This window comes from Mucilaginibacter sp. (assembly GCF_039921305.1).
In the GTDB taxonomy this organism is placed as follows: Bacteria; Bacteroidota; Bacteroidia; order Sphingobacteriales; family Sphingobacteriaceae; genus Mucilaginibacter.
In genome coordinates this window covers 174447-185705 of sequence record NZ_JBDSCA010000082.1, presented here as the reverse complement: position 1 = coordinate 185705, position 11259 = coordinate 174447, and the positions used below count along the sequence as shown (strand labels likewise).

The 11259-nt window shown below is 44.9% G+C and carries 14 protein-coding genes and 1 pseudogene; 1 reads left to right on the top strand and 14 read right to left on the bottom strand.

Going from position 1 to position 11259, the window contains the following annotated elements; genetic code table 11:
- A pseudogene (locus tag ABIN91_RS25020) lies at positions 1–184 on the top strand (molecular chaperone Tir); the annotation flags it as partial.
- Between the two features lie 59 nt (positions 185–243).
- Here ABIN91_RS25020 and ABIN91_RS25015 read toward each other — a convergent pair.
- The 14 genes from ABIN91_RS25015 to ABIN91_RS24950 all read right to left on the bottom strand — a co-directional run bounded on the left by ABIN91_RS25015 (position 244) and on the right by ABIN91_RS24950 (position 11097).
- A complete protein-coding gene (locus tag ABIN91_RS25015; RefSeq protein ID WP_348054529.1) occupies positions 244–423 on the bottom strand; it encodes a histone H1 in 180 nt (59 codons plus the stop codon).
- Positions 424–486: 63 nt separating this feature from the next.
- Entirely contained in the window at positions 487–1260 is a 774-nt protein-coding gene (locus tag ABIN91_RS25010) for a hypothetical protein (protein WP_348054527.1), read from the bottom strand.
- A 12-nt stretch (positions 1261–1272) separates the two neighbouring features.
- On the bottom strand, positions 1273–2370 hold the full coding sequence (traM, locus tag ABIN91_RS25005; protein ID WP_348054525.1) for a conjugative transposon protein TraM: 1098 nt from the start codon (positions 2368–2370) through the stop codon (positions 1273–1275).
- 1 nt (position 2371) lies between these two features.
- Positions 2372–2554, bottom strand: coding sequence for a hypothetical protein (locus ABIN91_RS25000; protein ID WP_348054524.1), 183 nt, complete (start codon positions 2552–2554; stop codon positions 2372–2374).
- The gene (gene traK, locus ABIN91_RS24995; protein WP_348054523.1) at positions 2551–3177 is read right to left on the bottom strand and encodes a conjugative transposon protein TraK; all 627 of its coding nucleotides are present in this window, start codon (positions 3175–3177) and stop codon (positions 2551–2553) included. Before traK ends, ABIN91_RS25000 begins: the two co-directional genes overlap by 4 nt.
- Positions 3177–4301 carry a conjugative transposon protein TraJ gene (gene traJ / locus ABIN91_RS24990; RefSeq protein WP_348054521.1) on the bottom strand — a complete coding sequence of 375 codons (1125 nt, stop codon included), beginning with the start codon at positions 4299–4301 and terminating at the stop codon, positions 3177–3179. The genes traK and traJ overlap by 1 nt, the downstream gene beginning before the upstream one ends.
- A 1-nt stretch (position 4302) precedes the next feature.
- Entirely contained in the window at positions 4303–4932 is a 630-nt protein-coding gene (locus ABIN91_RS24985; RefSeq protein ID WP_348054516.1) for a TerB family tellurite resistance protein, read from the bottom strand.
- A complete protein-coding gene (locus tag ABIN91_RS24980; protein WP_348054514.1) occupies positions 4919–5557 on the bottom strand; it encodes a hypothetical protein in 639 nt (212 codons plus the stop codon). The genes ABIN91_RS24985 and ABIN91_RS24980 overlap by 14 nt, the downstream gene beginning before the upstream one ends.
- Entirely contained in the window at positions 5544–6227 is a 684-nt protein-coding gene (locus tag ABIN91_RS24975) for a conjugal transfer protein TraI (RefSeq protein WP_348054512.1), read from the bottom strand. The genes ABIN91_RS24980 and ABIN91_RS24975 overlap by 14 nt, the downstream gene beginning before the upstream one ends.
- Before the next feature lie 10 nt (positions 6228–6237).
- On the bottom strand, positions 6238–6609 hold the full coding sequence (locus tag ABIN91_RS24970) for a hypothetical protein (protein WP_348054510.1): 372 nt from the start codon (positions 6607–6609) through the stop codon (positions 6238–6240).
- Entirely contained in the window at positions 6609–9059 is a 2451-nt protein-coding gene (locus ABIN91_RS24965) for a TraG family conjugative transposon ATPase (RefSeq protein WP_348054508.1), read from the bottom strand. Before ABIN91_RS24965 ends, ABIN91_RS24970 begins: the two co-directional genes overlap by 1 nt.
- Positions 9056–9382: a DUF4133 domain-containing protein gene (locus ABIN91_RS24960; RefSeq protein ID WP_348054506.1), complete on the bottom strand. Its 327-nt coding sequence runs from the start codon at positions 9380–9382 to the stop codon at positions 9056–9058. The genes ABIN91_RS24965 and ABIN91_RS24960 overlap by 4 nt, the downstream gene beginning before the upstream one ends.
- On the bottom strand, positions 9379–9672 hold the full coding sequence (locus ABIN91_RS24955; RefSeq protein WP_348054537.1) for a DUF4134 domain-containing protein: 294 nt from the start codon (positions 9670–9672) through the stop codon (positions 9379–9381). Before ABIN91_RS24955 ends, ABIN91_RS24960 begins: the two co-directional genes overlap by 4 nt.
- A gap of 567 nt (positions 9673–10239) precedes the next feature.
- Complete coding sequence (locus tag ABIN91_RS24950) at positions 10240–11097, bottom strand: RteC domain-containing protein (RefSeq protein WP_348054504.1); 858 nt, start codon at positions 11095–11097, stop codon at positions 10240–10242.
- Between the last annotated feature and the right edge of the window lie 162 nt (positions 11098–11259).

The window sequence follows — 11259 nt, the reverse complement described above, 5'->3', positions numbered from 1 at the left end:
TCTATTTACGGTTGCGAAAAATCAAATTCGGCCAATTGAAAAAGCTGACGAGTACTGGGAGAATATAGAAGAGCTAAAAAGAATTAATTCAACCGACTTTTCTGAGTTTAACCAAGACAGGATTACTATACGAAAATTTAAAAGTGCGGTAAGCAGGATTGTGTTGCAGCTAAAACTGGTATAATTAATTATAAAAAGACCGCCATTGTTGGCGGCCTTTTTACCCAAACAGTTGTTAAAGGGTTATTTTGCTTTGTTTTTTTGTTCGGTGACTTCAGCGCGGCCTGCTTGCGCAAGAATTTTGATCTTCTGATAGGCTTTACGTAAACGAGTGCCCGCAGCTTTGTTGCCTTTGGTGTGGAATGCGTTTGCGTTTGCTTCTGTGGCTGCCACTAAGTCTTTTAATTTTTGAAATGCTGACATGATTTTATTGTTTTTTTATGGTGAATAATACCCGGAAAACCGGGACGTTAATTATATTTAAGGTTAACTGACGGACATTCCTTTACTCTTACCCTGCTTTTGGGATTGGGATTTGTCTTTGTTTAGGGCTTCGTCCAGTTTTTGTGTTTTAGTGAGGTCTTTCTTTTCCACGCGGTCACGTTTGACGGTGTTACCCAATTCGTCTTTGACATTGAGGGTGCGGAAACGGGGATTGGCTTCGACATACATTTTGTTTTCCTTGCCGTCTACCTCTATGGTAACTTGCTGCATATTGCCTTTTTTTAATGATGCCATGAGTTGACCTTTTTGGTCGGCATCTTCCAACTCCTTGATCGGAAATTTATTTAAGGCTTTATTCAGGTCGTAACCGTAGTTTTGGTGAAACTGCTGCACTTCGTTGTTACCGTATTTATCTTTCTGTGAAAAGTCCAATTTCAGCCAGGCTTCGTAACGGTCGCCATTAACGGTAAACAGTTCCTTGTTAATAGCCCTGCCGGAAATGAGGTTAAAAGATTCCTGGGCGGTAATGTTGTTGCCATTGCGTATCTGAAAGGATTGGGTACGGTTAAAAGCTTCGTCGTTACTTTTCAGTGTAGCCTCATACCTGTTAAAGAAATACATATCTGTCGTATCCGATTTACGGAAATGAAGGGTGTATTCCACGTTGTCCTTAAAATGACTGGCTTCGTGTTTCAGCTTGATTTCTGGTTGCTGCTGAATAATAAATTTTTCAAGCGGGTCGTGTAGCGCCTTACCAAAACCTAATTTTTCCAGTAGATTCTTGTTGTAAGTTAAATTATTTTCGTTGACTGCCATAATGGATTGGTATTAATGGATTTGATTGTTGCGCAGTAATACTGCATCGCCGTTTTTGAGATGTACTACAATACGTTTTACTTTTTTACTGAATAATGTTTTGGCCGCGCTAATTCCACCTGCTGCTGCCTGGGTCGCCAATGATTGATCCATACTCAAAAATTCCATGCTTTGCATAGCGTTATCTGCGCCACCGGCGGCGGCTTCGCCAAATTCAGCTTCCGGTGCCGGAATGCCCGGCATCCCATCGGTGTAATAAACAGCGAGGTCAACCGGAATAATAGACTGTCCTAAACGAATATTTTTAATGGAAATTAACAGCCTTTGATTGGTAATATTGGCGGTGCCGTAAACCGGCGAACTTTTCGGAATGATTTGGCCTTTAACGATCAGGCTATCGTTCAAACGAAGTTTGACGGCTCCAGCTTGCCTGACCTTTTGTTTGCCATCAATTGTGGCGCTAACGGCTTTGAAAGGATTATCGGTCGGGGCAGCGGTCTTGGTGTCGGCTTTCACTAATTCGGGGTGTTGAATTTGCTGTATCTGTTCCAACATTTTACTCAACTGCTGCATCTGCGGGTCGCTGCCCTGGCTGTTGTTCATGCTTTTCATTAGGGTTTCCAACTTAGTTACCTGGTCGGTCAAAGTCTTATCTGCAACGGGTTTGTTAGTCACCGAAACCGGTAAAACAGGTGGCGTTTGCGGCTGGCTGATCTGCCGATTGATGTCAGCTAATTTTTGATTGATCTTAACCACGTTAGGGTCGGCGTAAGCCGAAGTGAGTGCTGAATTTGAGGTTACCTGTTCGGTATTCTCCTTTGATTTAAAACCTAACTGCTTTAGAAAGGGGCTGTTGTTATTGGATTGCTGCTTGGCGGAATCCAATGTAGCCTGCGTATAAAAGCTCATTTTATCTTTGGCTTTTTCGTGTTTGTCAAACTGGGCCGATGGTAACGTGGTGTTTAAACCCTGGTTTGTTGCAGCCGTAACCGGCTTGCTTTCCTTGCCGCCGCCTAAAGCATAAAAACACAAGGCGGACAAGGCGACAATAATAAACGGCAGCACTAACAGTGCTTTGCGCTTTCTTTGAAATTGAATGTTGTTTTGCATATTAAATGGATTTAATGATTAAATAAATACACAGGCCACCGAACAGTAGCACGAATAGTGTTAGTGCGATTAGCTTTGATTGCTTATTCCAATGCTGTGTTTTTCGGTTTAAATAGCCGGCGATCTGTGTTTGCTTGCGAATGATCCGGCCAGCGATACGGCTGGCCAATACTTCTGTTTTCATGGTTTAGCGGCTAGTGAATCAATATCCTTATTACTGATAACCTCCCAATTCTGGATCAGAAAACCGTGCGGGTTGTTATCCGTTTCGCTGTTTAGTTCCCGGACTTTACCTTGCGTAACGAGTTTGCGCGTTACTGTACTGGTCGCCCTGACTAATTTTTCAGTGGCATAGCAGGTGAACGCATAAGGTACTTGGTTCATGTCCAAAACGGTACTGTCTATATTCACCTGCTGGCTGATATTACCTGCGATCAAGTTGGCGTAATAACCATGTTCGCGCAAGTCGTCGTATTGCCGCTTGGCACTTTCATCCGCTAAATAAAGTGCTTTGGTGATGGTAACCTGTATCTGCTTATCATCCGGCACCAGGTTAAAAAAATCTTCGTGGAATGTTTTGATATGGTCGCGCAATTCTACCGGTTTGTAGTGTTTACGGTCGGATAAGAAAGTTTCCAGTACTTTACCGTTATACAAGATACGTACCCGGTTCTGGGCACGGTCGGCAAAATCATAGCTTTTGTAAATACCGAAACATAAAATGGTGGCGGTTACCAGCATGAGCATGATATTAAATCGCCGGTTGAGCCTGGCAACCGTGTCGATATTTTTGGTTTGTGTGAACATTACTTGCCTCCTAATTTGTCTTTTTGATAATTTGAGCCATTGTCCGGCTTGTCTTTGAAATAGCCTTTACTTAAAGAATTATCGGCCATACTTTGCGAAACGTTCTCGCGCTGGTTGCCGTAAGCATCGGCCTGCATACCGCCGGACATCGCAGATGTGGTTGAACGTGAAGAACTAATGACCATGCTATTAATCTTGTTAACTAATGTGTTGCCACCACCCGCGTTAACGATATAGCTGGCGGTACTCGGCACCGTGAAGTACCCAACAATGCCAATGACCAAAAAAATGAGGTAACACACATCCGTCGAACTGAAGAAAGTATCACCTGTACTTTGGATCTGCGCAATATCCAAAGCCAGCATATTTTGCTGCACTTTACCGATGATACTACCGAAGATGTTGGCAACCGGCAACCATAAAAACACGTTGACATAACGCGCCATCCAGACTGTAAGGGTATGCTGGAAACCGTCAAAGACCGCAAATCCAAATACCAATGGCCCCAATATCGCCAGCACAATTAATTGGAAAGTCCGTACCGTATTGATACATAAAGCGGCAGCTTCGTACAATACTTGTAATACCTCGGACATCCATTCCTTAATGCTGTTTTTAAAGTTGTAAGATGCTTTCGCCATTGCGAATTTCATATCGTTGCCGACACTGCCGATCATACCCTCGTTACTATCATTTGGGTCGTCGGGATGCGTATATTTATACCAGGCATCCCTGTTTCCCTCCCCGTCCGCGCCAACATACATTTGGTAAGATGGTGTTTTCTTCTCCGCTTCGGTCTTTTGCTGTAAGAGCGTGGCGATAGCTGCATTGCTATCCGAAACCATTGCGTTTGTGGTACTGACTACGGGTTGCATCACACCGTTCATTACCGCGATCACCGTTGGAAAAAGCATAATAGCGATACCTAACGCAAACGGGCGCAATAAGGGGTAAAAATCAATCGGTTCGGCGGCGGCAATCTGCCGCCAGACACGCGAGGCTATATACCATAATGCTGCGAAACCTGCCAATCCCTGCGCCGTGCCAATCAAGGAACTGCAAAGAGGCAACATCTGGTTATATACCTGCTCTAAGGTGGCTTGTAAGCCTGTCAGATTATCCATATCAATAAAGTTTTTGAACGGTGGATAGATTGTTTACTTCATGCTGCCGCTGCGCGGCCATGATTGCCGTTTGCTGGTCGAAGTTTCGCAGAAAGGTGAGCTTATCGTCGGTATCAGCGTAGATATGATCTATCGCCCGAAGCCGCTCGTTGTCATTCATGCGCAACTTACCCGCCATGAGAATATCAGTCAACTGGCTGAGATTTTGAAGGCTTTGCTGTAACAGTGTGGTATAAACATTGGCGAGGTAAGCGATTTCGTCGCCATTAAATGTGCCACTATTTTTAAACTGTCCGTAATACCGCTGGTACTCGGTAACGATATAACCTTGTTTTAAAACGATGTCGGCGACCCTGCCATAATTCGCTACTGCGGGGCTAACGATCAACAACCCATTTAAAAAAGTGGAATGCAGGTTAAAGTTGCCACTGGCAACTTGCTTGACTTCGTTGTATCCGCCGTTGATAATGTCATAACCGGTTTTCATATCGGTTAGGATGCCTTTCAGTTGGGTCAACTTTTCAATATCTAAAATCAGTTGGGTCAGGTCTTCCGTCTGCGCCTTGACCTGGGTAGTGACCGCCGTGCATAATAGCACCATAGCGATCACCAAAAATTTAAGGTGTTTCATAAATGCTTTTTAATGTTTGTGTTTCGTTTAAATCCTGTTGTCGCTGTGCGGTTAATAGCCGGATCGCACTGCTAAAGCTTCGGCTGAACTCATATTTATCCAGCATGTCCGCATGAATTTTGGCAAGGCGTTTCAAGCGTTCATCATCCGTCATTTGCCAAGTTCCGCTCTGTAAGAGGCTTTGCAGCTCTGTTAGGTCAGTGTTGCAATCTTGCAGCAAATAGGTTTTTACTGTCCCTACATAGGTTTGCTCATCTGCCGTAAGACCGGTAAAAGATGGCGCAAAGCATTCGTTTATTTCCGTTTGCCAGTTTAATATGTCTGCTACCTGATTACTGTTTTTAACCGAACTGCCCGGCTGTTTGAGCGAAGTATAATAAGCGTTGTGCGCATTTAATTCGGCGGTATTAATGTCGCGAATACCGCTTAACCCGTTTTTCATCACGTTATATCCTTGCTTCAATTCGGATTCAAAAGCCTTGTAGGCTAAAATCTGTTGCAGGTAATATTGCTTTTGCTTATTGGCCTGCCCGAACAAATCACCGAAACTGAAAGATTGCGCTTTGCCTAAAATGGGTGTTGCAGCTAACAATAGCAGGATGATTGTCTTTTTAATGGATACCATATAAGTTTTTGATGCTTTGAGTTTCCTGTGAGCTTCTTGACCTGCCCAGGCTTAACAGGATGTTTTCGTTATTGAAACGTTTAAGGTCATTGTAATTGCCATCGATCTTTTTGGAGATATGGTCAATGATCTCCATGCGCTGGCCATCTGTCATTTGGGTTTTAAAAGAATTAATGACCACCATAAGCTGATCCAGATTCTTTACACTTTCATCCAGTATGCCTGAATAGACCGCAGAAATGTGCTGCAATTCGGCAGCGGAAAAGTTTTCATCTTCTTGTGTCAACGCCCAGGCGCTTTGGTATTCCTTCACCAACATTTCCTGCCGTAAGGTAATATTCTTGACTTGTTCGTAGTCGCTTATCAACGTTTTCACCTCGAATAACTCGTTATAATACTTGCTGAACAAGTCCGTTTGCTGCTGGCCAACACCAGCGATCTCGCTTAAATTCAATTGATTTAATTGGGTTTCGATCACCTTTTGGGCGTTTTGTAGCCATATCGTTTGGTTCTGCGCCCGCTGAACACTGAGGTCAATGGCCCGGATGATCTTACCGACGGTTTGGTTCAATACTTCACCGATGACAAATTGCGCATTGGCCTTTTGCTCCGGAAGGGTAATCAATACCACTACCATACTGACGGGCAGCACGATCTTATAAAATTTCATAGTTGTAGGTTTAAAGTTTTCGGTATTCGCTGTTTTCCATCAGCAGTTTGTTTTCATCCGGCCGGAACAGCAAGAGGCCGCCGTTCTGCGTGATCTGCAAAACCTGTTTGCTATTATCCCAAACGGCGGTATAGTTTTTGATCTTGTGCTGCGGCGGCTGTTTTTTATTACCCTCTTTACGCCAGAATGTTGTCCTGCGGATAATGTGGTAATTATTGGCATTGCCATTTTCGCCTGTAACGATGAGCGTATCATCGGCAACGCTGTAAGCGCTTTCGGCATGATTGGCATAAATGCCGGGTATAAAATTGGTCACCTGTTGCGAATGGGTGCAGGCCGCAAATAGTAACAGCAAGCCTGCCATAAAAAGATATACTTTCATCAGTTTTTAGATTTGGTAAGTAATTTTTGTTCGTTAACTAAGGCGGTAATGCCTTTTTCCATGCTGCCGTATTGGGCGGCATATTCCTGAACCTTGACCCGTTCCTTGCCCTCGGTGGTAAAGGCATAAAGTTCTTCGGGGCAAAGCTCATTCTTGTACGCTTTGGTAACCACACCGCCAATATCGATCAGGATTTCCCGGTCATCTTTGTTAACCGAAAGCGTGATAGTTTTGGCTTTATCCGATAAGCCTAACGCATCCTGTACTTTGTCAAACTTGTACAGGAACTTGCGCATGTCCATCAATATCTTGATGTCGGCATTATTGATGATCGCGTCTTTAATAATAGGTGAACTGATCAGGTCGTCCACTTCCTGGGAAACCACCATCGGTACACCGTTGAATTTGCGGATGGTCTTAAAGGCGTATTGAACAAACGAGGCCATGCCCGCTTTAGAGATCGCTTTCCAGGCCTCATCTATACACAATACTTTACGGACACCCTTTAGCTTGCGCATCTTGGAGATGAACATTTCCATTATAATTAGGGTAACTACCGGGAACAAAACGGGATGATCCTTCAAATTGTCCAACTCTATGACCACAAAAGCCTGATTCAATAAGTCGAGGTTCGCGGTAGCATTCAATAGGTAGTCAAATTCCCCGCCCTTGTAATAAGGCCGTAACACATACATAAAATTGTCGAGGTCAAAATCCCGGTCTTTGACCCGGTGGCTTTTTAACACCTCCGTATAATGTTCTTCGAGGTATTCGTAAAAGGTATTAAAGCAAGGAAACACGGTTGGACTTACCGCTAAGAATTGGTAATAACCCTGCAAGGCATTGGATAATGCCACATATTCACTTCGGTTAAAGCTGTCATTCTCCTGTTTCCATAAGGCAACCAATAGTGATTTCAGGCTTTCTTTCTTTTCGGTATCCAATATTTGGCCTTCAGCCAAATAGAAGGGGTTAAACCGGATAGGATCGGTTTCCTCGTAAGTGAAGTAATATCCACCTACTAATTCACACAAACCCTTATAACTGCCGCCAATATCAATAACCACACAATGTGCGCCCTGGTCGTACAAGGTTTGCAGGATATGGTTAACCGTTACGGATTTGCCGCCACCAGATGTGCCGCAGACCAGCGTACCCATATTAGAAGTTAACCCTCGTTGTCGCGGCAGATCGTACAAGTCTACATAAACGGGCTTGTTACTCAACCGGTCGCAAAAGCGGATACCGCTCGCCGGTGGGTCGCTGCTGTAATTGGTTTCCAAATTCAAAAAGCAGGTCGCCTGCTCCAAAAAAGTATCAAACGTATCATTGGCCGGAAAGTCAGCGGCATTGCCGGGAATACCTGCCCACCAGATTTGTGCTGCGCCGTCGGTTTCCTGTTTGGCGGTTGCACCGATCTTAGCCATAGCCGAACCCACCAGGTTCTTGATGTCCTGTAATTCTTCTTTATCCTGCGTCCAGGCAATTACGTTGAAATGCGCTTTGACAGGTAACCGGCCCTGGCTAATGGCCTCGTTCAAAAAATCATTAGTGGCATCGCGGGAAATGGCGTTTTCCCGACTGTAAGCGGAGAGCGATTGCAGGCGGCGCTTTTTCGCTTCCAATAGCTTCATCGTTTTCTGCGCGTTATCAATAAAAATGTACTGGTTGTACTCGTGATCGCAGTCCAGCAACAAATTAAGCCCGGCGGAAAAGCCAATAGGAAAGCGGGTTTGGTCGGTGCTGTACTTGTCGTAATCAACGCGGCTACCGCATAAAGCAGGCAAGTCTTCCGCATCACCTAATGTAAATACCTGGCCGAATTGATCACCAATTTGCAAACGGTCTTTCAGGTGCACATCTTTAATCATAGGACGCTCACCAGCGCCCAAGTTGAAGCAATATTGCTCCAATAAGCCCGCCGCAACTTGCGTCCCCGCCAGTTCTTCATCGGTCAGCTTACGTAATTTAACAAAGCCACTATCCGATAAAATGCGCTCGAATTGTCCTGCTTTTTCCAAAAACTCCGGCAACAGGCGGGAATCGGTGCTCTGTTTGGGCACAATGCTTTTTCGCATCAAACCGGAATAACCGCTACTGGCCGCTTTGCGGTCTTCGGCCTTTTTCGTCAGTAGGATATAGCATCGGTGATCCAAATAAGGGCGGTTCTCAAAATGACGGTCTGCTGCGGCAGCCAAAAAGCTTTTGTTAGTTCCTTCGCCCCGGTAATGGTTACGGGAAAACACATCCTTTTTATGCACGATGGTATGTTTCGACAGCACCCTGATCGCGCTTACCCAGGATTGGTGATAGGTTTCGTAGTCCGTTCCCGACAGCGTAAAGATGTCCGGCAGCCCGGCTTCATAGACGACGGTTATATCACCATAGGCCGATAGTAACGCATCATGTTCAACTTTGTAGATCGGCAATATTTTTTCTATTTCAATCATGAGGCGTTTTGCTTAAGGTGAATAAATAGTTTCCGTGAGCGGAATTTGAGGTAGTTTGGTAGCTGCCGTCTGGCGCGTTTTTTCATCAGGCCATATTTGCCATATTTATTACTGAGCCTGAACGTATAAAAGATCAATGCGCTGGCTGCACCAAAGATGACGACCAGGCAGACATACGTGTTGACCCCGGCGATATATAAAACCGCGAATAAAATCAATAGGGCTACCAAACCCGCTGCTAAGTAACCGATGTATTGAGCCCGCAATCCGCGGAACTCAATACTCTTGTTAATACCCTTGTTGATCTGATAAATGCTGCTCATAACCCGAAAAATGATTTGATAACGGTAGCAACGACCACTAAGAAAATGCAGGAACCAAACCACGAAGCGGCTACCTTGCCGGTATCGGGTTCGCCAGCATTCCATTTTTGATAAACCTTGATTGCCCCAACGATGCCGACTACCGCACCGATGGCGTACATCAGGTTACAGCCGGTGTCAAAGTAGCCTTTGACCATCGTGGTCGCCTGCTGAATGCCCGAATTGCCATCCTGCGCCTGTGCAGCGACCGACAGTAACACCAGCAATACGGCAAGTCCCCCGCTATGCAGGATAGTATTGCGCTTTTCCGGCAATTCATAACCTAACTGTTCCAGGCATTCCGCCTTCATGAACTCACGGATCGCTTTTCCGCGCTCCCCTTGCAACAGTTCGGTATGCGGTTCCAGTATGGGCAATAAGAGCGATAAGATTTCCTTTTGCTCCACCCCATCCTTTGCAGCCTGGTCGAAAAACCATTTCAGTTCTTCCAACAGATCGGGTACATCCCCTTGTTGTTCCTCCCTGCCAAAGTCCAGATCGTTCAGACTGACATTTGATAAACCCCGTTCAGGGGCAACCGCTCCCGCCAGCTCCGGCGTTTCTTCCTCGCCTGTTTCCTGCTTTTCTTGTTTGTTAAAGAACGATTTGGCATCTTCCCTGAAATACAGCCGGGTAATAACGATGAAGTAAACCACCAGGAAAATCCCTGCACAAAGCCCGAATACGGGCCACCCAAAATGTATCAACATAAACCTTTGTTTTTACATTCCCGGCGACATTGCCGGGAACGCAACAAAGGTTTCCAGACCCACGATTTTCCTTTCCCATCATGGGAACGGCATGGGTATGTTAGCTACTTAATCACCCTCTTTTTGTGCTTTGAGTGCTTTTTTCAGTTGGGGCTTATAGTCTAAATCGTCCTCTACGCGTTGCTGTATGGCTGCGGCCATCTGTTCCAAAAACCGGGACGGGCTATCGACTTTACGGCGACGTATCTCAACGAAAGAATGGTGGGCATCCCGAAGTTTAATGCCAAAAGTATCTTCCATTAAATTCACGATCTCGGTTACATCGGCATGGCCGTTGTTTAATTGCATGGTATAGTATAAGCCGTACACTAACTCCACTAAGTTCACGTGGCTACCCGTCCATTTTAGCGTTGGCACGGGCTTGGGTTTCTTAGGTTCCACAGGGTGCAAGGTGCCATCCAGTCCGTTCATGCGGTCTAATATTTCTTTTTGCAGCATTTCAAAAGCCATAAAACGGGCGTATAAGTAATCCATTCCCGTTGAAAATTGCTGGTCAGCATCAGGGATTTCAGGTTGTAATACCGTCGGTATTTCTGCGCCCCGGATAAAATACATTCCGTCCATTTCTGAAAACCCGGCCTTGAAATAGTGATAAAGGAAAGCGTTCAACTTAAAGAACCGTTCGACCAAACCAAGTTCATGTTTATAAAATGCCAGCAACATATCTCGTGTACCCGCTGGCTTATTCATATCGAGGTTATACAACTCCAAATGAAAAATACGCCAAGCGTAAAATTTAGGTTTGATGTTTTTGAAAAAGGAGATTTCGGTTTCTTTAGAAGGGAAAGGGCGGGACAAGACTTTTTCCCTAAGTTGTTGCAGTACAGTCTTAATTTCCTGTAAAGCCTGGGACAGTCGTTTTACGGGATCAGCTTCTTTGTCAGTTAAAACATTGAGAAATCCCATTAGCTTTTTATACAGCTCATCATAAAATTGTGTAAACATAATTTTGACATCTAATGACAGCCGCCCCACCGTAGGGCAGCAACGTGTAGCATTTCTCCATAGGCAATAATTTTAACCAAAGATGAAAGCTGACCAAGATGAAAACAATAGGGGTTTGGCTGA